The sequence below is a fragment of the Streptomyces rubiginosohelvolus genome (assembly GCF_014649875.1).
GTDB lineage: Bacteria > Actinomycetota > Actinomycetes > Streptomycetales > Streptomycetaceae > Streptomyces > Streptomyces rubiginosohelvolus.
In genome coordinates this window covers 153119-173075 of record NZ_BMTW01000005.1, presented here as the reverse complement: position 1 = coordinate 173075, position 19957 = coordinate 153119, and the positions used below count along the sequence as shown (strand labels likewise).

The following is a 19957-nucleotide window of genomic DNA, read 5'->3' as shown; positions in this document are numbered from 1 at the left end:
CACTCACCGGTTCCCTCGCCCCGGGCCGTCACGGTTCCGCCGTTCGAGTCCGTAAGCACCTTCCTCTCCCGACACGTCCCGCACAGCCGGACAGCCATTGCCGCAATCCGGGACACTCTTCGCATCCTGTGTGCCCGGGGAAAGGACGCGATGCCATGTCGGAGGCTGCATCCACTCACGTCGCCCTGGCGAAGAGCACGAGGAACAGCGCAACCACCGGAAGTACGACGGACGGGGCCCTGCTCCCGTCCCTCGCTCCGCTGCTCCACGAATGGCTGCCCCGGCAGCGCTGGTTCGCCGGCAAGGGCCGGCCCGTCACCGGCTTCCGGCTGGTCTCGGCCACCGAGATGGTGCCGGTGCACGGCACGGCGGGCCCCGGGCTCCTGCACCTCCTGCTGCGGGTCGAACAGCCCTCCCGGTCGGTCCGGGCGGCCGACGACTGCTACCAACTGCTCCTGGGCGTAAGGACGTCACTGCCGCCGGTGCTCGCCGGAGCGCTGGTCGGCCGGGTGGAGCGGGGGCCGCTCGCCGGACGGACCGTGTACGACGCGCTGCACGACCCCCGGCTGGCCGATGTGCTGCTGGAACGGTTCCGCCGCCCCGGCAGTCTCGGCTCGCTGCGCTTCGAGCGGACCGCCGAGATCCCGGCCGGTCTCGCGCCCCGGGTGCTGGACGCCGAGCAGTCCAACTCCTCGCTGGTCTACGGGGACGCGTTCATCCTGAAGATCTTCCGGCGCATCTTCCCAGGCACCAACCCGGACCTGGAGCTGCCGCTCGCCCTCACCGGCGAGGGGTGCGAACGGGTACCCGCCCCGATCGCCTGGTTCGAGGCCCCCGGCGCCGAACCGCTCACCCTCGGCGTCCTCCAGCCCTTCCTGCAGGGGGCGCGTGACGGCTGGCAGCTCGCGCTGGCCGCGCTCGCCGCGGGCCGCGACTTCCTGCCCGAGGCGCGGGCGCTGGGCCGGGCCACCGCCGAGGTGCACACGGCGCTCGCCGCCGCGCTGCCGACCCCGGCGCTGCGCGGCACCCAGACCCGGCAGCTCGTCGCCCAGATGACCCAGCGGCTGGAGGCCGCCGCCCAGGCGGTCCCGGCGCTCGTGCCGTACGTCCCCGGGCTGCGCGCCGCGTTCGACGCGGTGACGGACCTCGGGGTCCGGGGCAGCGGCTGGGCCCAGCAGCGGGTGCACGGCGATCTCCATCTCGGGCAGACGCTGCGCTCCGCCGACGGCTTCTGGTCGCTGATCGACTTCGAGGGCGAACCGGCCCGCCCGCTGCCCGAGCGCCGGATGCCCGCACCTCCGGTGCGCGATGTCGCGGGCATGCTGCGGTCCTTCGACTACGCGGCCCGCTCGCACCGCCCGTGGAACCCGGAGTGGGCGGCCCGCTGCCGTGCCGCCTACTGCGAGGGGTACGCGCAGGCCTCGGGCAGCGATCCGCGTGGCGAACCGGAGCTGCTGCGCGCCCACGAGACCGACAAGGCCGTGTACGAGGTGGTGTACGAGGCCCGGCACCGCCCCGACTGGCTGCCGGTGCCGATGGCGGCCATCCAACGGCTGGCCCAGTCCGCGGCGGCCTGACCCTTCCCCTCCCCCTCCCGTCGCTCCCGCCCCTCCGCCCGTGCTTCTCCCCTTCACTCCCCGAGGAGGCAGTCCCTGTGACCGCCCGCAAGCCGTCCCGCAAGGCATCCCGCAAGTCCGCCGAGGTTCCCGCCGAGGCGGCTGTCGAGACCGTCGCCGAACCCGCCGTCGAGCCCGCAGCCGCCGAGACCGCAGCCGACACGGCGGCCACCCCCGCACCGGTGCCCGCCGCCACCGCCACCAAGGCCGCGCCCGCCAAGCGCACCCGGCCCAAGCGGGCTGACGCGGGCCCGCCGCGCCCGCGGCAGGCCGGTGACGGCCAGGGCGCCCGCCCCGCACCGGCCCTGGACGGCGCGGACCGCGGCCGGCTGCTGGCCGGCGACCACCACGCGCCGCACGACGTGCTCGGCGCCCACCCGATCCCCGGCGGGGTGCTCGTCCGGGCGCTGCGGCCGTACGCCCGGACCGTCACCGTGCTGGCGACGGGGCTGCGGGCCGAGCTGCACGACGACGGGGACGGCTTCTTCTCCGGTGTGCTGCCGGTGCCGCAGGTGCCCGCGTACCGGCTGGAAGTGGCGTACGACGACAACACCGTCGAGGTGGAGGACCCGTACCGCTTCTGGCCGTCGATCGGCGACCTCGATCTGCATCTGATCGGCGAGGGACGCCACGAGGAGCTGTGGCGGGCGCTCGGCGCGGAGCCGATGGAGCACCAGGGGGTGGCCGGGACCCGGTTCACCCTGTGGGCGCCGAACGCGCGCGGGGTGCGGATCACCGGTGACTTCACCTACTGGGACGGCACGGGCTTCCCTATGCGGTCGCTCGGCTCGACCGGAGTGTGGGAGCTGTTCCTGCCGGGGGTCGGCGAGGGCGCGCTGTACAAGTACGACATCTGCCGCCCGGACGGTTCGCACACGGTGCGGGCCGACCCGATGGCCCGGCGCACCGAGGTCCCGCCCGCGACCGCGTCGATCGTCACCGCCAAGCACCACGCGTGGCAGGACGCGGACTGGATGGCGCACCGGGGCGACCGCCCGGTGCACGAGGCCCCGTTCTCGGTGTACGAGGTGCATCTCGCTTCTTGGCGACCCGGACTGACGTACCGTCAACTTGCCGAGCAGCTGCCCGCTTACGTCAAGGACCTCGGGTTCACGCACGTCGAGCTGATGCCGGTCTCCGAACACCCCTTCGGCGGCTCCTGGGGCTATCAGGTCACCGGGTTCTACGCGCCGACCTCCCGGCTGGGCACCCCGGACGACTTCCGCTTCCTCGTCGACGCCCTGCACCGGGCGGGCATCGGCGTCATCATGGACTGGGTCCCGGCCCATTTCCCGCGCGACGACTGGGCGTTGGCCGAGTTCGACGGGCGTCCGCTGTACGAGCACGCCGACCCGCAGCGCGCGGCGCACCCGGACTGGGGGACGCTGGAGTTCGACTACGGCCGCACCGAGGTCCGCAACTTCCTGGTCGCCAACGCCACGTACTGGTGCGAGGAGTTCCACATCGACGGGCTGCGGGTCGACGCGGTCGCCTCGATGCTCTACCTCGACTACTCCCGCGAGGACGGCCAGTGGTCGCCCAACGAGTTCGGCGGCCGGGAGAACCTGGACGCGGTCGCCTTCCTCCAGGAGATGAACGCGACCGTCTACCGCCGCAACCCGGGCGTCGTCACCATCGCCGAGGAGTCCACCGCCTGGGACGGCGTCACGCGCCCCACCGACAGCGGGGGGCTTGGCTTCGGGCTGAAGTGGAACATGGGCTGGATGCACGACTCGCTCCAGTACGTGTCCAAGGAGCCGATCCACCGCAAGTACCACCACAACGAGATGACGTTCTCGATGGTGTACGCGTACAGCGAGAACTACGTGCTGCCGATCTCGCACGACGAGGTGGTGCACGGCAAGCAGGCGCTGGTGTCGAAGATGCCCGGCGACTGGTGGCAGCAGCGCGCCAACCACCGCGCCTATCTGGGCTTCATGTGGGCCCACCCGGGTAAGCAACTCCTCTTCATGGGGCAGGAGTTCGCCCAGGGCGCGGAGTGGTCGGAGGGCCACGGCCCGGACTGGTGGCTGCTGGACCCGTCGTACGAGGCGTCCGGCGACCACCGCGGGGTGCGGGACCTGGTGGGCGATCTGAACGCGGTGTACGGGGCGGTGCCCGCGCTGTGGCAGCGGGACACCTCGCCGGAGGGGTTCAGCTGGGTGGACGGCGGGGCGGCCGAGGACAACGTGTTCGCGTTCCTGCGCTACGACGCGGACGGCTCGCCGCTGCTCGCGGTCTCGCACTTCTCGCCGGCGGTCCGGAGCGACTACCGCTTGGGGGTGCCCGAGACCGGCACGGAGGGCTGGGTGGAGGTCCTCAACACCGACGCGGCCCGGTACGGCGGCGGCGATGTGCGCAACGAGGAGCCGCTCAAGGCGGAGGCGGTGCCCGCGCACGGCCGGCCGTCCAGCATCTCGCTGACGCTGCCGCCGCTGGCGACGGTGTGGTTCCGCCCGGCGTAGCCCGTACGGGACCGTGAAAGCGGCCGGGGCCGGTACCGCGTCCGATGTGGCGCGGTACCGGCCCCTCCCCCGTTCCGGGCCGGTCAGCGTTCGGCGGCGATCACCTCGACAAGGCTCGACCAGGAGCCGGGGCCGCGTCCCTGGGCGATCGCCCGGTCGGTGAGCGACTTGAGCCCGGCCAGCTGCGAGACGTCCAGGCCCCGGTCCTTCGCGGTGTGCAGGATGTGGTCGACGCTCGCCGCCATCATGCCGAGGTTCGCGCCGTTGGCGGGGTACGCACCGGAGCCGGCCTCCGCCGCGGTGTACTCCACGATCGGCGGCAGGATGCCGGTGATCGTGGTGAGGTACGGGGCGAGCGAGGCGGGCTCGATGCCTTCCGCTCGGGCCAGCGCGAAGGCGTGGACGAGACCGCCCATGGCCCCGTAGAAGAAGTCCAGCGTCGCCATGTCGTGGGCGGCGGCCAGGCCGTGGTCCTCGCCCAGGTAGGTGGCGGGCTCACCGAGCGCCTTGAGGGTGTCCTCGTGCGCGGCGTAGGCGGCACGGTCGCCGGAGTGGAAGACCAGGGCGTCCGCTGTGCCGACCACGTCGACCGGCACCATGATCGCCCCGTCGAGGTAGGCCAGGGAGTGCTTCGCGGCCCAGGCGGCGGCCTGCCGGGAACGGGCCGGGGTGTCCGAGGTCAGGTTGACCAGGACCCGCCCCTCCAGCGCTCCGGCCAGCGGTTCCAGGACCGCGTCGGAGGCGTCGTAGTCGACGAGGCAGACCACGACGAGTCCGCTCGCCCGCACGGCCTCCTCGGCGGACGCGGCCCGCACCGCGCCCAGCGCGACGACGTCCTCGCCCTTCCCGGGCGAGCGGTTCCAGACGGTGGTGGGGTGGCCGGCGGCAAGGAAGGCTCGGGCCAGGGAGCGGCCCATGTCACCGAGGCCCAGGACGGTGACGGGGGTGGATGCGGGTGCGGGTTCGGTGGTCGTGTGCGCTTGCGTCATGGGGACCATCCTTGGCGCGCGAACAGGGCCTGACCAGAACCCACTTGACTGTCAGATACGCACTTCCGGGAAAGGATGCAGGTCAACGGCCGACCGGGCGGAACCCGTGAGGGTCCCGCCCGGTCGTGTCGGTCCGGTCGTCAGCCGCCCTGGGCCGCCGACCGCCGGCGCACGGCCCACAGGATGCCGCCGCCCGCGGCCACCGCCGCGGCCGCCATGCCGATGAGCGGGCCGGTGGAGTCCGAGCCGGTCGCCGCGAGGTTGCCGCCGGTCTGGGGGGTGGCGCCGCCGGTCGTCGAGCCGCCCGTGTCGGCGGCGCCGCCGGAGGTGCCGGTGGAGCCGGTGGTGCTCGTGGAGCCGGTGGAGCCGGAGCCTCCGGTGGACGAGGAGCCCCCGGTGGAGCCGGAGGAACCGTTGGAGCCCGAGGAGCCCGCCGTGCCCTCGTCCTTGCCGGTGTCGATCACGATCTGCGCGGTGTCGTTCCCGGCGTTCCGGTCGAAGGGGCGCTCCTGGCCGGTGAAGGAGACCTCGCCGGTGGTGCGGCCGACCGCCTTGTCGATGCGCAGGACGAAGGGGTAGCTCTCGCCGCCGTTCACGTCGACCCAGGACTGGGAGGTGCCGCAGCGGTAGTGGGTCTTGGTGATCACCTCGCAGAAGTCGTACGGCTTGACGACGGAGGTGCCCTTCGGGATGTGGATGTCGACCGTGGTGACGCTCTGGTCGGGGAGCCCCTGGACGCGGGCGGGGCCCTTGTTGGCGAACTTCACCGTCGCGGTGACCTTCTCGCCGACCTTCCCCCGCTTCTCGTCGCCGGTCAGGGCGAAGTCCGCGGTGTTCGCGGCGGTGACGTCCGCCCTGGCGTACGCCTCGGGGTGGTTCGTCCGGTCGGCGTCGGTGGCCGGGCCCTTCTCGACCAGGGTGAGCGGGTCACCGGTCCCGGGCACCGGCTCGGTGGAGCCCCCGTCGTCCGGGCCGGGCTCGTGCACGCCGATCGACACCCGCAGGTTGTCCCGGAACGCGGAGTCGAGCGCCTTGAGCGAGACGGGCTTCGCCGTGCCGTAGACGACGCCCGGCTTCAGCGGCTGGTCGATCTTGCAGGAGGCGACGTTCGACGCGGGCATCTCGTCGTAGGAGCCGATGGTGTAGTAGGTGCAGTTCTCGTGCGTCTCCTCCGCCTTCAGGCCCGGTGACACGGAGTACGTCACCCAGGCCGAGGGCACCTCCTCCGTCCCCTTGTTGAGGAAGGTCAGCGGGGTCGAGAAGGAGCTTCCGGGCTGGACCCCCTTGACCGGCGCGATCGTTCCGACGCCGAGGTCCGGCTCCGGGTCCGCGGCGAGCGCCGGGACGGCGCCCAGCGCCACCAGCGCTGCGGCGGCAACGGCGGCAGTCCCGCCGCGCAGGGTACGGCTGCGGGAAGGGGCGATACGCATGGAAGTCCTTCGGTCGTGGGGCGCATGGGGGCTGACTGCGGTCCTTCATCTCTCAAGACCGGTGCCGGACGAGGAGGGTTGTCCGGGCCGGACCGGTCGTGACAGAACACGGACACAAGGGGGCGGTACCGGCCACCGGTACCCGCAGCCCACGCGAGGACACCCGTACCGGGTGGATACGGGTGTCCTCGGGCGGACCGCAGCGGCCGGGGGGAAGCCGCCGCGGTCCTGGTGGGTGGCGCGGTGGCCCCGGTGGTGACGCGGGGCCTGGTGGGTGGCGCGGGTCAGACCTTGGCGGGCTGCTCGGCGGGCGCGCTGTCCCGCTGTTCGGGGACCTCGTCGGAGGGGGCCGGGCCGTGGCCGTCGTCGACGAGGGTCTTCTCGTCGAACGGGATCCGTCCGGCCAGCACCTCGCCCACCCGGTCCTTGTCGATCTCCTTGGTCCAGTGGCCGACGAGCACCGTGGCGACCGCGTTGCCCGCGAAGTTGGTCAGCGCGCGGGCCTCGCTCATGAAGCGGTCGATGCCGACGATCAGGCCGACGCCGTCGACGAGTTCGGGGCGGTGCGACTGGAGGCCGCCGGCCAGGGTCGCCAGGCCCGCGCCGGTCACACCGGCCGCGCCCTTCGAGGCGATGACCATGAAGACCAGCAGCGAGATCTGCTCGCCCGCGCTCAGCGGGTCGCCCATCGCGTTGGCGATGAACAGCGAGGACATCGTGAGGTAGATCGCGGTGCCGTCGAGGTTGAAGGAGTAGCCGGTCGGCACGGTGATGCCGACGACGGGCTTGCTGACGCCCATGTGCTCCATCTTCGCGATCAGCCGCGGCAGCGCCGACTCGGAGGAGGAGGTGGACAGGATCAGCAGGAACTCGCGGCCCAGGTACTTCAGCAGCGAGAACAGGTTCACCCCGGCGATCATGCGGAGCAGTGCGCCGAGCACCACGAAGACGAACAGCGCGCAGGTGACGTAGAAGCCGATCATGATGATCGCCAGGGACTTCAGGGCGTCGAGGCCGGTCTCGCCGACCACCGCGGCGATCGCGCCGAACGCGCCGACCGGGGCGGCCCACATGATCATGGCGAGGATGCGGAAGACGAGACGCTGGATGTGGGTGATGCCGCGGATGATCGGCTCACCGGTCCTGCCCATCGCCTGGAGCGCGAAGCCCGCGAGGAGCGCGACCAGGAGGGTCTGGAGGACCTCGCCCTCGGTGAAGGCGGAGACGATCGTGGTCGGGATGATGCCGAGCAGGAAGTCCGCGGTGGACTCGCCCGCGCCCCCGGCCTGCTCCGCGCCCGCCTCGCGGGCGGCCTCGGTGATGTGGAGGGTGGAGCCGGGCTCCAGGAAGTTGCCGACCAGCAGGCCGATGGCGAGGGCCACGGTCGACATGACCAGGAAGTAGCCCAGCGCCAGACCGCCGACCGCGCCGACCTTGGCGGCCTTGCGGACCGAGCCGACGCCCAGGACGATCGTGCAGAAGATGATCGGCGAGATCATCATCTTGATCAGGTTCACGAAGCCGGCGCCGATGGGCTTCAGCTCGACGGCCACGCCGGGGGCCGCGAAGCCCACCAGGATGCCGAGCGCCACGGCGGCGATCACGGCGATGTACAGGTAGTGGGTGCGGTCCCGTTGTTTGGCTGCCACAGCCATGGTGGGGCTCCTCGGCTCGGTCAGGGGGTTGCGCCCCCGTCCCTGGGGGCTTCGGTGACTATCCACCGGCCTGTGACCCCGGTCACCCTTGCGTTCATATCGTTCACAGTCGCTTTCCGGCCATCCGGGAGACTTCTGGGAGCGTCCGGCCGGGCCAGGCAGACTGTGGGGTATGCGCCTCCCCCGTACCCGCCCCCGCAGCCTGGCGGGCCAGCTCTTCGCCATGCAGGTCGTGCTCATCGCCGCCGTGGTGGCCGGGTGCGCCGTGTTCGCGTACGTCTCCGGCAGCGCGCAGGCCGAGGAGACGGCCGCCCGGCAGGTGCGGGTGGCGGCCCTCGCGGTGGCCGATTCCCCCTCCGTACGGGAGGCCATCCGTACCCCGGACCCGTCGGCGGTACTCCAGCCGTACGCGGAGCGGGTGCGCGAGGACACCGGGATCGCCTTCGTCACGATCATGGACACCGAGCGGGTGCGCTGGACGCACCCGGACACCAGCCAGATCGGCGACACCTTCCTCGGGAACACCGCGAAGGCCCTGCGCGGGCAGACCTTCACCGAGACGTACACCGGCACGCTGGGCCCCTCGATACGGGTGGTGACCCCGATCCGCGACAACGGCCGGATCGTCGGCCTGGTCAGCGCGGGCATCACCGTGGACCGGGTCTCCTCGCAGGTACGGGAACAGCTCGGCGCCCTCGCGCTGGCGGCGGGCGGGGCGCTGGCGCTCGGCGGGATCGGCACGTACGTGATCAACGCCCGGCTGCGGCGGCACACGCACGGGATGAACGCGGCCGAGCTGAGCCGGCTGCACGACTACCACCAGGCCACCCTGCACGCGGTGCGCGAGGGGCTGCTGATGCTGGACGGACGGCGGCGGATCGCGCTGATCAACGACGCGGGGCGGGAGCTGCTGGGCCTGGGGCCGGACGCCGAGGCGGTCGGCCGTACGGTCGACGAGCTGGCCCTGCCCGCGCCGCTGACCGGGGCGCTGCTGGCGTCGGAGCCGCGGGTGGACGAGCTGCACCTGACGGCGGACCGGGTGATCGTGGTCAACACCCGTCCGGTGGTGGGCGGTGAGCAGCGGGGCACGGTGGTGACCCTGCGGGACCACACCGAGCTGCAGGCGCTGACCGGGGAGCTGGACTCCGAGCGCGGCTTCACGCAGGCGCTGCGCTCCCAGGCCCACGAGGCGGCGAACCGGCTGCACACCGTGGTGTCGCTGATCGAGCTGGGCCGGGTGGAGGAGGCCGTGGACTTCGCGACGGCGGAGCTGGAGCTGGCCCAGGTGCTGACCGACCGGGTGGTGGGGGCGGTGGAGGAACCGGTCCTGGCCGCGCTGCTGCTCGGCAAGGCGGCCCAGGCGAACGAGCGGGGGGTGGAGCTGGTGCTCGCGGAGGACAGCCTGATCGACGACGGGGCGCTGCCGCCCTCGCTGGCCCAGCGGGATCTGGTGACGATCCTGGGCAATCTGATCGACAACGCGGTGGACGCGGCGTCGGAGGGTCCCGAGGGCGCGGAGGAGTCCGGGGCGGCGGTGCCCGCGCCCCGGACGGCCGGGGGCCCGGCGGCCCGGGCCCGGGTGACGGTGACGGCGCTCGCGGACGAGCGGGAGCTGCTGCTGCGGGTCGCGGACACGGGGGCGGGCATCGGGCCCGAGGCGGCGGACGAGGTGTTCCGGCGGGGCTGGTCCACGCACGGGGCGGGGCGCGGGCTCGGCCTGGCGCTGGTGCGGCAGGCGGCCCACCGCAACGGGGGCACGGTGGAGCTGGACGCGGGTCCGGACGGCGGTGCGCGGTTCACCGTACGGCTGCCGCTCGGGGACCGTACGGCGGGGTCGGCGGCGGGCGCCCGGGCGAAGGAGGTCACGGCGTGATCAGAGTGCTGGTGGTGGAGGACGATCCGGTGGCCGCCGACGCCCACCAGATGTACGTGGAGCGGGTCGAGGGCTTCACCGTGACCGCGGTGGCGCACACCCGGGCGGCGGCGGTGCGCGCGCTGGAGCGGACCCCGGTGGACCTGCTGCTGCTCGACCTCTATCTGCCCGACGGGCACGGGCTCGGGCTGCTGCGTTCGCTGCGCGCCTCCGGCCACGGGGCCGATGTGATCGCGGTGACCTCGGCGCGGGATCTCGCGGTGGTGCGGGAGGGGGTGTCGCTCGGCGTCGTGCAGTACGTGCTGAAGCCGTTCACGTACCCCACGCTGCGGGACCGGCTGGTGCGGTACGCGGAGTTCCGGGGCGTCGCCGGGGAGGCCAGCGGTCAGGAGGAGGTGGACCGGGCGCTGGGCGCGCTGCGGGTCGCGCATCCGGCCGCGCTGCCCAAGGGGCTCAGCGGCCCGACGCTGGAGGCGGTCACCCGGGTGCTGAAGGAGTCCCCGGAAGGGGTGACGGCGGCCGCCGCCGGGGAGCGCCTCGGTATCTCGCGGATCACGGCCCGGCGGTATCTGGAGCACCTGGTGACCGTCGGCAGCGCCGCGAGGCGTCCACATTATGGGCAGGTCGGCAGACCGGAGTTGCACTACAGCTGGCTGGCCGCGGGGCGCTGACCGTTCGGCGCCCGCCGGGCCGACAAGCGCTTGCCGGTCGGTTTTCCGGTCCCGGAGGTCCCTTTCTGCGCCGGAAAAGAAAGCGCTGGTGGGGCGGGTTTCCCGTACCGCCCGCCCGGTTCGCGGCTGGAGGTTCCTACGAAGCGTGTTCTGTGGGGAACGTACCGTAGCCAGGGCGGAAATGGACTTCTACGGTGGGCCCGTGCACCCCACCCCGCCCTTCAACGCCCCCGCCGCGCGCCGTCTCCGCGAGGCACTGGGGATGGCTCCCGGCCATGTCGCCTACGGGCTCGCCGCCCAGTACGGACTCCGGATCAGCGCAGAGACCGTCGTCGCCTGGGAGCGCGGCATCGCGACCCCCGGGGAACGCGAGCTGACCGCCCTCGCCGGCGTCCTGTGGTGCGCGCCCGGAGAGCTGCTGGCCGCCGCGGCCACCCTGCGGGAGCACCGGATGACCCGGGAGCTGACCGTGGACGAGCTGGCCCGGCAGCTGGGGATGACCGGCGCCTCGTATCTGCGGATGGAGGAGTCGGGGCGCTGGCGGGGCAACGAGAAGCAGTCCACGGCGCTGTGTCGGGCCCTGGGTCTGACGGCGGCGCAGTTCCTGACGGCGACGGGACGTGACGACGAGCTGGCGGAGTTGCTGAGCAGCGCGGTCACCACGCGCTGGCAGGCGTACGTCCGGCCGGTGGCGAAGGTCGTCCCGCTGGACCGGGCGCTGATCCAGGACGTGCTGGAGCAGCTGCACACCGACTACCAGGCCCTGATGGTCTCGACGCTGAGCTGGAGCAGCACCGGCCAGGAGCGCTCCGGGTCCACGGGCGACGCGGGCCGGGCGTTCCTGGCCCGGGTGGTGGAGCAGTTCTGGCGGACCGCCGGGGTGTGACTCCGCACGGGCCGCCCGTGCGGCCCGTGCGGTTCGGAGCGACCGGAAGAAGCAGGTCCTAGAAGACCGACTCGGCCTCGTCCATCCGCTCGACAGGCACCCGCTTCAGCTGGGTGACGGCCTCGGCGAGCGGGACCATGGCGATGTCGGTGCCGCGCAGGGCGGTCATCCGGCCGAACTCGCCCTGGTGCACGGCCTCGACGGCGTGCCAGCCGAAGCGGGTGGCGAGCACCCGGTCGTACGCGGTCGGGGTGCCGCCGCGCTGGACATGGCCGAGAATGACCGGCCGGGCCTCCTTGCCGAGCCGGGTCTCCAGCTCGATGGCGAGGCGGTTGCCGATGCCCTGGAAGCGCTCGTGGCCGTACTGGTCGATCTCGCCCTTGGCGTACGGCATGGAGCCCTCGGCCGGGTGCGCGCCCTCGGCGACGCAGATGACGGCGAACTTCTTGCCGCGCGAGAACCGCTCCTCGACCATCTTGACCAGGTCGTCGACCTGGAAGGGGCGCTCGGGCAGGCAGATGCCGTGGGCGCCGCCGGCCATCCCGGACTCCAGCGCGATCCAGCCGGCGTGCCGGCCCATGACCTCGACGACCATCACGCGCTGGTGGGACTCGGCGGTGGTCTTCAGACGGTCTATGGCCTCGGTCGCGACGCCCACCGCCGTGTCGAACCCGAACGTGCGGTCGGTGGAGGAGATGTCGTTGTCGATGGTCTTCGGGACGCCGACGACCGGCATCCCGGCGTCGGCGAGCATGCGGGCCGCGGTGAGCGTGCCCTCGCCGCCGATCGGGATGAGCGCGTCGATGCCGTAACGGCGGGCCAGCTCCTCGCAGTTCTCGGCGGCCTCGCGCAGCCGGTCGCGCTCCAGGCGGGCCGAGCCGAGGATCGTGCCGCCGCGGGCCAGGATGCCGCTGACCGCGTTGAGGTCGAGGGGGCGGAAGTGGCCGTCGAGCAGCCCCTTGAAGCCGTCCTCGAAGCCGATGACCTCGTCGCCGTGGCCGACGACGGCCCGGTGGACGACCGACCGGATCACTGCGTTCAGGCCGGGGCAGTCGCCGCCCGCGGTGAGAATTCCGATGCGCATCGAGGTATGTCTCCTGCTCGCTAGTCGCGCTTTTCCGGGAGGCCGACGGTGGCGGCCCCCCTGCCCTGAACCGCGACGATTGTCCCACGCCCGGCACGGACCCCGCGCTTTCGGCCGGGCCGGGCGGGCCTTTCTTGGGTAGGAGGAATCCCGAGGACGGGGCCTCCGGCCGTGGCCCGCCGGGACCTCCGGCGGGCGATATAGCGGCCCCCGCAGGTATCGTCAAGAGGCAATGCAGGCCAATGCCGCACCCGGCGGAACACCGGGCGGGCACGGGGGCAGCACCGCACGTCCGGACGCCCCGCGGGTCGCGGCACCGAACATGGACGGAGAGCACGCGTGGCGCGGAGCGTGTACGTGACCGGGATCGACCGGGGGGACGGCCGGCAGGTCGTCGAGCTGGGAGTCATGGAGCTTCTGACGCGTCAGGTGGACCGGGTCGGGGTCTTCCGCCCGCTGGTCCATGACGGTCCCGACCGGCTCTACGAGCTGCTGCGGGCTCGCTACCGGCTCTCCCAGAGCCCGGCCACCGTCTACGGCCTGGACTACCACGAGGCCTCCGCCGTGCAGGCGGAGAAGGGCACCGACGAGCTGGTCTCGCGGCTCGTCGACCGGTTCCACCAGGTGGCCAGGGAGTACGAGGCGGTCCTCGTGCTGGGCAGCGACTTCGCGGACACCCAGCTCCCCGACGAGCTGGCGCTGAACGCGCGGCTGGCCAACGAGTTCGGGGCCTCCGTGATCGCGGTGGTCGGCGGCAAGGGGCAGACCGCGGAGTCCGTGCGCGCCGAGACCCGGAACGCCTACCGCGCCTACGCCGGTCTCGGCTGCGACGTGCTGGCCATGGTGGTGAACCGGGTCGCCGCCGAGGACCGCGCGGCGATAGCGGAGCGGCTGGCGGCCCGGCTGCCCGTCCCCGTCTCCGTCCTGCCGGACGATCCGGCGCTCTCGGCCCCCACGGTCGCCCAGATCACCGCGGCGCTGAACGGCACGGTGCTGCTCGGCGACGATTCGGGTCTTGCGCGCGACGCGCTGAACTTCGTGTTCGGCGGGGCCATGCTGCCGAACCTGCTGAACGCGCTGACGCCCGGCTGCATGGTGGTCACCCCCGGGGACCGCGCCGACCTGGTGGTGGGCTCGCTGGCCGCGCACAGCGCGGGCACCCCGCCCATCGCGGGGGTGCTGCTGACGCTGGACGAGCGGCCCGGCGAGGAGATACTCACGCTGGCCGCCCGGCTCGCACCGGGGACCCCGGTCGTGTCGGTGGCCGGCGGATCCTTCCCCACCGCCGCCGAACTCTTCACCCTCGAAGGCAAGTTGAACGCGGCGACCCCGCGCAAGGCGGAGACCGCCCTCGGTCTGTTCGAGCGCCACGTGGACACCGCGGCGCTGCTCGACCGGATCTCGGTGGCCCGCAGCGGCCGGGTCACGCCGATGATGTTCGAGCACGAGCTGCTGGAGCAGGCCCGCTCCGACCGCAAGCGCGTGGTGCTGCCGGAGGGCGCCGAGGAGCGGGTTCTGCGCGCCACCGATGTGCTGCTGCGCCGGGACGTCTGCGACCTCACGCTCCTCGGCGATGTGGACGTGATCCGCAAGAAGGCCGCCGACCTCGGCATCGACCTCGCCGAGACCCAGCTGATCGACCCGCACACCTCGGAGCTGCGGCAGACCTTCGCCGAGCGGTACGCGCAGCTGCGCGCGCACCGCGGGGTGACGGTGGAGCTGGCGTACGACGTGGTGGCGGACGTGAACTACTTCGGCACGCTGATGGTGCAGGAGGGTCTGGCCGACGGGATGGTGTCCGGGTCGGTGCACTCCACGGCGGCCACGATCCGCCCGGCGTTCGAGATCATCAAGACCAAGCCGGACGCGTCGATCGTCTCCTCCGTCTTCTTCATGTGCCTGGCCGACAAGGTCCTCGTGTACGGCGACTGCGCGGTCAACCCGGACCCGAACGCCGAGCAGCTCGCGGACATCGCGGTGCAGTCGGCGGTGACGGCGGCCCGCTTCGGCGTGGAGCCGCGGGTGGCGATGCTGTCGTACTCCACCGGGACCTCCGGCTCCGGCGCGGACGTGGACAAGGTGCGCGAGGCGACCGAGCGGGTGCGGGCCGAGCGGCCCGACCTGCGGGTGGAGGGGCCGATCCAGTACGACGCGGCGGTCGAGCCGACCGTCGCGGCGACGAAGCTCCCGGACTCCGAGGTGGCGGGCCAGGCGACCGTGCTGATCTTCCCGGACCTGAACACCGGCAACAACACCTACAAGGCCGTGCAGCGCTCGGCGGGCGCCGTGGCGGTCGGCCCGGTCCTCCAGGGTCTGCGCAAGCCCGTCAACGACCTCTCGCGCGGCGCGCTAGTCCAGGACATCGTCAACACGGTGGCGATCACGGCGATCCAGGCGCAGAGCGAGGAGTCCCCCGCATGACCCCGGCCCCTTCCTCCGTACCTCCGTCCGCCCCCTCCCCCGACCACGAAAGCACGGCAGCCCCTGTGGAACCGCACCGCGTCCTCGTCCTCAACTCCGGCTCCTCGTCGGTGAAGTACCAGCTCCTCGACATGCGCGACCGCTCGCGGCTCGCCTCGGGTCTGGTCGAGCGGATCGGCGAGGAGACCTCGCGCCTGGTGCACACGCCGCTGACCGGTGGCGGCGCCGAGCCCCGGGAGCGTACGGGCCGGATCGCGGACCACGACGAGGCGCTGAAGGCGGCGGCCGAGGAGCTTGCGGCGGACGGGCTCGGCCTGGACTCCCCCGAACTCGCCGCGATCGGGCACCGGGTGGTGCACGGCGGGCTGCGGTTCAGCGCGCCGACGGTGATCACCGACGAGGTGCTGAAGGAGATCGAGCGGCTGGTCCCGGTCGCCCCGCTGCACAACCCGGCGAACATCACCGGCATCCGCACCGCCCAGGCGCTGCGGCCGGACCTGCCGCAGGTGGCGGTGTTCGACACGGCGTTCCACACGACGATGCCGGAGGCGGCCGCGCGGTACGCGATCGACGTGGAGACCGCCGACGCGCACCGGATCCGCCGCTACGGCTTCCACGGCACCTCGCACGCGTACGTCTCGCGGAAGACGGCAGAACTGCTGGGGAAGACCCCCGAGGAGGTGAACGTCATCGTGCTGCACCTGGGCAACGGGGCGTCGGCCTCGGCGGTCGCGGGCGGGCGGTGCGTGGAGACCTCGATGGGGCTGACGCCCTTGGAAGGGCTCGTGATGGGTACGCGCTCCGGGGACATCGATCCGGCGGTCACCTTCCACCTGAAGCGGGTGGCGGGCATGTCGGCCGACGAGATCGACGTCCTGCTCAACAAGAAGAGCGGTCTGGTCGGCCTGTGCGGCGACAACGACATGCGGGTGATCCGCCGCCGGATCGACGAGGGCGACGAGCAGGCCTCGCTGGCCTTCGACATCTACATCCACCGGCTGAAGAAGTACATCGGCGCCTACACGGCGGTGCTCGGGCGGGTGGACGCGGTGGCGTTCACGGCGGGGGTCGGGGAGAACGCGGCCCCGGTGCGGGAAGCTGCCATCGCGGGTCTGGAGGAGCTGGGCATGGCGGTGGACGCCTCGCTCAACTCCGTACGATCCCCTCAGCCGCGGCTGATCTCGCCGGAGTACGCCCGGGTGGCGGTCGCCGTGGTGCCGACGGACGAGGAGCTGGAGATCGCCGAGCAGACGTTCGCACTGGTCAGCCGGGGTAACGCCGACAGCCCGGTGCACAGCGACAACTGAGCGCCCCCGCGCCCCTTTGTATCTTCCACCAGACGGAATATTCCGCAGCGAAACAAACCGATAGGATCCGCCTCATGCGCCGTTCCAAAATCGTCTGTACCCTCGGTCCCGCCGTCGACTCGCACGAGCAGCTCGTCGCTCTGATCGAGGCCGGCATGAGCGTGGCCCGTTTCAACTTCAGTCACGGCTCCCACGAGGAACACCAGGGCCGTTACGACCGTGTCCGCAAGGCGGCCGCCGAGACCGGCCGCGCGGTGGGCGTGCTCGCCGACCTCCAGGGCCCGAAGATCCGGCTGGCGAAGTTCGCCGAGGGCCCGGTCGAGCTGGTCCGCGGGGACGAGTTCACCATCACCTCCGAGGACGTCCCCGGCGACAAGTCGATCTGCGGCACGACCTACAAGGGTCTGCCCGGCGACGTCGTCAAGGGCGACCCGATCCTGATCAACGACGGCAACGTCGAGCTGAAGGTCGTCGCGGTCGAGGGCCCCCGGGTGAAGACCATCGTCATCGAGGGCGGTGTCATCTCCGACCACAAGGGCATCAACCTGCCTGGTGCGGCGGTCAACGTCCCGGCCCTGTCCGAGAAGGACGTCGAGGACCTGCGCTTCGCCCTGCGGATGGGCTGCGACCTGGTCGCCCTCTCCTTCGTCCGGGACGCGAACGACGTCAAGGACGTCCACAAGGTGATGGACGAGGAGGGCCGACGGGTCCCCGTCATCGCCAAGGTGGAGAAGCCGCAGGCGGTCGAGCACATGGAGGGCGTCGTCATGGCGTTCGACGGTGTGATGGTGGCCCGCGGCGACCTGGCGGTCGAGTACCCGCTGGAGAAGGTCCCGATGGTGCAGAAGCGCCTCATCGAGCTGTGCCGCCGCAACGCCAAGCCGGTGATCGTGGCGACCCAGATGATGGAGTCGATGATCACCAACTCGCGGCCCACCCGCGCCGAGGCGTCCGACGTCGCCAACGCCATCCTGGACGGCGCGGACGCGGTCATGCTGTCCGCCGAGTCCTCGGTGGGCGCGTACCCGATCGAGACGGTCAAGACGATGTCGAAGATCGTCTGCGCCGCCGAGGAGGAGCTGCTCTCCAAGGGCCTCCAGCCGCTCGTCCAGGGCAAGAAGCCCCGTACGCAGGGCGGTTCGGTGGCCCGTGCGGCCTGCGAGATCGCGGACTTCCTCGACGGCAAGGCCCTGGTCGCCTTCACCCAGTCCGGCGACACCGCCCGCCGTCTCTCCCGCTATCGCACGGCACAGCCGATCCTGGCCTTCACCACGGACGAGGCCACCCGCAACCAGCTCGCGCTGAGCTGGGGCGTCGAGTCGCACGTCGTCCCGCACGCGGACAACACCGACGCGATGGTGGACCTGGTCGACGCGGAGCTGCTCAAGCTGAACCGCTACAGCTCCGGCGACACGATGGTCATCACCGCCGGCTCGCCCCCCGGCGTCCCCGGCACCACCAACATGGTCCGGGTGCACCACCTGGGCGGCGGCGAGCGGGACTGACCCGCAACCCGCACCACAACGCCGTGGGCCGTACTCCTGGTGAGGAGTACGGCCCACGGCGTTGTGCGGCTCCCGGACGGGCTCGGGGAGGCGGGCGGGGGACGGCTAGCCCTGGCCACCCTCCAGGTAGTTCTTCAGTCCGGGCACGGTGAGCGTGCCGCCGAACTGGCCGGCCTGCGTCACCTTCACCTTGGTGAAGAAGGCGAAGGGGACGTTCAGCGGCGGCGGGGTCTCCGGGCTGAAGGTGATCGGGATGAGGCCGAAGAGGTTGCCCTTCAGCTCCTCCGTGTACATCGTCACCTCGCCGTCGCGGATCGTCGACGTGGAGCCGGGCCGCGACTTCACATGGCCCGTCGTGCCCGCGGGTCCCACGGTCAGCTGGTGCAGGTCCTTGATGTCGATGGAACTGGCGGTGAACTTCAGCACCTTCTTGATGCTGCCGTCCGCCTTCTTCACCTCGACGATGCCGTGGTAGTCGAGCCCGTTGAGCGTGAGCAGCGTCGACTCCAGCGTCCACGGGTCGGACGGGAGCAGCGGGATGCCGGGCTCCAGCTCGGCCGCGGCCAGCGCCTCCGGGTCGGCCTCGGGGCACGGGAAGCGGGGCTTGGCGCCGTCGGGGATGTCCTCGTCCTTCTTGGGGTCGAGTCCCTTGGCGTCCTCGTCGAGCTCCTCGACGTCCTTGCCGGCCTTCCCGGCCGCCTCACGGATGGCGTCGGCCGTCTTGTCGGACGTCTCCTTCGCCTTGTCCGCGGCACCCTTGACCGGGTCCTTCGGCTGCTCCTTCGCCGTGTCCTCGGGCTTCTCGGACGGCTTGGGAGCCTCGGTGGTGGGGCTCGCGGACGGGTCGGCCGACTCCTCGGCCTCGCCCTCCGCCTTGTCGTCGTCCGGCCCGTCGAAGAGGTCCTTGAGCGCGTCGCCGAGGCCGAGCGGGTCGAGGGGGTTCTTCGACTTCGTGGGCGTCGGGGTCGCGGAGGGCTTCTCGGCGGGCTTCTCACCGGCGGACGAAGCCGACTTGTCCGGGTCCGGCTTCGCGTCGTCGGCCGCCGGGTCCTTGTCCGGGTCGGACGCGGAACCGCTCGCCGAGGGCTTCGGAGTCGCGGAGTCGTCCTTGCCGGAGGCGTCGTCCTTCTCGGTGGCCGAGGGGGACGGGGTCGGCTTCGGCGACTCGCTCTCGCTCGGCTCGTCGGACCGGGTGACACACGGTCCCGCCGCGAAGGGGATGTCGCCGTTGTCGTCGGCCAGGGCGAGCTTGGGGGTCAGTCCCATGCCCACGAAGACCGCCGTCGGCATCGCCGCGAGCGCCAGCGCCTTCTTACCGCTGGGGAGGTGGAGCTTGGTCAGCAGCGACTTCCTGGGGGCCGCGTGGCGGGGGCCCTTGCGCTCGGGGAAGCCGTCGCCGGGGTAGGTGCTGGTCTGCTGTCCGTCGTCACCCCGCACGATGCCTCCCGCCCTCGGCCGGCGCGTCGAACTCGGCGCCCTGCTGCTGCGGCACGGCCGCCGCACCCTGGAGCTCGCCCTCGGGGCGCTCCTCGTACGGCTGGTCCGGGCGCGGGGCCTCCTCGACGCTCTTCGGGTCTCCCGGCGCCCAGGAAATGGACAGGGCTCCGCCGATGAGGGAGAAGAGGAATCCGACGATGAAGCCGCCGATGTTGGCGACGGGTATGGAGATCAGCGCGAGCAGAATGGCCGCGACGCCGGCGAACACCCGCACGATGCTGTGGAACCACATCGTCAGGCCCAGCGTGACCAGCAGGACCCCGATGATCAGGGATCCGGCGCCGGCCGTGGTGGACATGGCCAGCGTCACGTTGCCGAGGTGCATGTTGGCATACGGGAAGTAGGCGATGGGAACACCACCGACCATGGTGAACAGTCCGGCCCAGAACGGCCGGTTACCCCGCCAGGCGCGGAAGCGTCGCCGATAGACGCGGATGTAGTGCTCGTTCTGCCCTGTGGACTCGGGGCTCATGGAAAACAGCTCCCTGGAACCGGTACTGCTGAAGGAGAAGAAGAAAGGGTGGGCGGCCGGACGCCGTTGAAGCCCCGACCGCCCGG

General features: G+C 72.1%; 14 protein-coding genes. 8 read left to right on the top strand and 6 right to left on the bottom strand.

The genetic code is table 11. The features are described from left to right. Positions 1–155 precede the first annotated feature (155 nt). Together IE134_RS15035 and glgB are read left to right on the top strand one after the other, a co-directional pair. The gene (locus tag IE134_RS15035) at positions 156–1577 is read left to right on the top strand and encodes a maltokinase N-terminal cap-like domain-containing protein (RefSeq protein WP_030715114.1); all 1422 of its coding nucleotides are present in this window, start codon (positions 156–158) and stop codon (positions 1575–1577) included. 77 nt (positions 1578–1654) lie between these two features. Next, positions 1655–4081 carry a 1,4-alpha-glucan branching enzyme gene (gene glgB / locus IE134_RS15030; protein ID WP_189430731.1) on the top strand — a complete coding sequence of 809 codons (2427 nt, stop codon included), beginning with the start codon at positions 1655–1657 and terminating at the stop codon, positions 4079–4081. Positions 4082–4164: 83 nt separating this feature from the next. On the opposite strand, the gene IE134_RS15025 is transcribed toward glgB, so the two are convergent. From IE134_RS15025 to IE134_RS15015, 3 genes are all read right to left on the bottom strand, one after another. Continuing rightward, positions 4165–5070 (bottom strand): NAD(P)-dependent oxidoreductase, encoded by a 906-nt coding sequence (locus IE134_RS15025; RefSeq protein WP_030715120.1) that lies wholly within the window; start codon positions 5068–5070, stop codon positions 4165–4167. Between the two features lie 140 nt (positions 5071–5210). After that, positions 5211–6500 carry an LAETG motif-containing sortase-dependent surface protein gene (locus IE134_RS15020; RefSeq protein WP_098017197.1) on the bottom strand — a complete coding sequence of 430 codons (1290 nt, stop codon included), beginning with the start codon at positions 6498–6500 and terminating at the stop codon, positions 5211–5213. A 284-nt stretch (positions 6501–6784) separates the two neighbouring features. Next, entirely contained in the window at positions 6785–8155 is a 1371-nt protein-coding gene (locus IE134_RS15015) for a cation:dicarboxylate symporter family transporter (RefSeq protein WP_030715126.1), read from the bottom strand. 172 nt (positions 8156–8327) lie between these two features. Here IE134_RS15015 and IE134_RS15010 point away from each other — a divergent pair, with 172 nt between their 5' ends. The 3 genes from IE134_RS15010 (at position 8328) to IE134_RS15000 (ending at position 11585) form a co-directional block, all read left to right on the top strand. Further along, complete coding sequence (locus tag IE134_RS15010) at positions 8328–10028, top strand: sensor histidine kinase (protein ID WP_030715127.1); 1701 nt, start codon at positions 8328–8330, stop codon at positions 10026–10028. After that, positions 10025–10699, top strand: coding sequence for a response regulator (locus IE134_RS15005; RefSeq protein WP_030715130.1), 675 nt, complete (start codon positions 10025–10027; stop codon positions 10697–10699). Before IE134_RS15010 ends, IE134_RS15005 begins: the two co-directional genes overlap by 4 nt. A 181-nt stretch (positions 10700–10880) precedes the next feature. After that, positions 10881–11585, top strand: a complete 705-nt coding sequence (locus tag IE134_RS15000; RefSeq protein ID WP_179888064.1) for a helix-turn-helix domain-containing protein — start codon at positions 10881–10883, stop codon at positions 11583–11585. 58 nt (positions 11586–11643) lie between these two features. Here the strand turns inward: IE134_RS15000 and IE134_RS14995 are convergent, their stop codons facing one another. After that, positions 11644–12669: an ATP-dependent 6-phosphofructokinase gene (locus IE134_RS14995; RefSeq protein WP_030715135.1), complete on the bottom strand. Its 1026-nt coding sequence runs from the start codon at positions 12667–12669 to the stop codon at positions 11644–11646. A gap of 339 nt (positions 12670–13008) precedes the next feature. On the opposite strand from IE134_RS14995, the gene pta reads away from it, so the two are divergent. The 3 genes from pta (at position 13009) to pyk (ending at position 17902) form a co-directional block, all read left to right on the top strand. Next, positions 13009–15090 (top strand): phosphate acetyltransferase, encoded by a 2082-nt coding sequence (pta, locus tag IE134_RS14990; RefSeq protein WP_030715137.1) that lies wholly within the window; start codon positions 13009–13011, stop codon positions 15088–15090. A gap of 65 nt (positions 15091–15155) precedes the next feature. Continuing rightward, positions 15156–16397: an acetate kinase gene (locus tag IE134_RS14985; protein WP_030715140.1), complete on the top strand. Its 1242-nt coding sequence runs from the start codon at positions 15156–15158 to the stop codon at positions 16395–16397. 74 nt (positions 16398–16471) lie between these two features. Then, positions 16472–17902, top strand: a complete 1431-nt coding sequence (pyk, locus tag IE134_RS14980; RefSeq protein WP_010060103.1) for a pyruvate kinase — start codon at positions 16472–16474, stop codon at positions 17900–17902. A 105-nt stretch (positions 17903–18007) separates the two neighbouring features. On the opposite strand, the gene IE134_RS14975 is transcribed toward pyk, so the two are convergent. Together IE134_RS14975 and IE134_RS14970 are read right to left on the bottom strand one after the other, a co-directional pair. Next, positions 18008–19339: a prolipoprotein diacylglyceryl transferase gene (locus tag IE134_RS14975; RefSeq protein ID WP_030715143.1), complete on the bottom strand. Its 1332-nt coding sequence runs from the start codon at positions 19337–19339 to the stop codon at positions 18008–18010. Continuing rightward, a complete protein-coding gene (locus IE134_RS14970; protein ID WP_010060107.1) occupies positions 19329–19871 on the bottom strand; it encodes a DUF6114 domain-containing protein in 543 nt (180 codons plus the stop codon). Before IE134_RS14970 ends, IE134_RS14975 begins: the two co-directional genes overlap by 11 nt. Between the last annotated feature and the right edge of the window lie 86 nt (positions 19872–19957).

Excerpts from the sequence above, each read along its gene's own strand:
- IE134_RS15035 (WP_030715114.1), top strand. The coding sequence starts at position 156 with ATGTCGGAGGCTGCATCCACTCACGTCGCCCTGGCGAAGAGCACGAGG.
- IE134_RS15025 (WP_030715120.1), bottom strand. The coding sequence starts at position 5,070 with ATGACGCAAGCGCACACGACCACCGAACCCGCACCCGCATCCACCCCC.
- IE134_RS15020 (WP_098017197.1), bottom strand. The coding sequence starts at position 6,500 with ATGCGTATCGCCCCTTCCCGCAGCCGTACCCTGCGCGGCGGGACTGCC.
- IE134_RS15015 (WP_030715126.1), bottom strand. The coding sequence starts at position 8,155 with ATGGCTGTGGCAGCCAAACAACGGGACCGCACCCACTACCTGTACATC.
- IE134_RS15010 (WP_030715127.1), top strand. The coding sequence starts at position 8,328 with ATGCGCCTCCCCCGTACCCGCCCCCGCAGCCTGGCGGGCCAGCTCTTC.
- IE134_RS15000 (WP_179888064.1), top strand. The coding sequence starts at position 10,881 with ATGGACTTCTACGGTGGGCCCGTGCACCCCACCCCGCCCTTCAACGCC.
- IE134_RS14995 (WP_030715135.1), bottom strand. The coding sequence starts at position 12,669 with ATGCGCATCGGAATTCTCACCGCGGGCGGCGACTGCCCCGGCCTGAAC.
- pyk (WP_010060103.1), top strand. The coding sequence starts at position 16,472 with ATGCGCCGTTCCAAAATCGTCTGTACCCTCGGTCCCGCCGTCGACTCG.
- IE134_RS14970 (WP_010060107.1), bottom strand. The coding sequence starts at position 19,871 with ATGAGCCCCGAGTCCACAGGGCAGAACGAGCACTACATCCGCGTCTAT.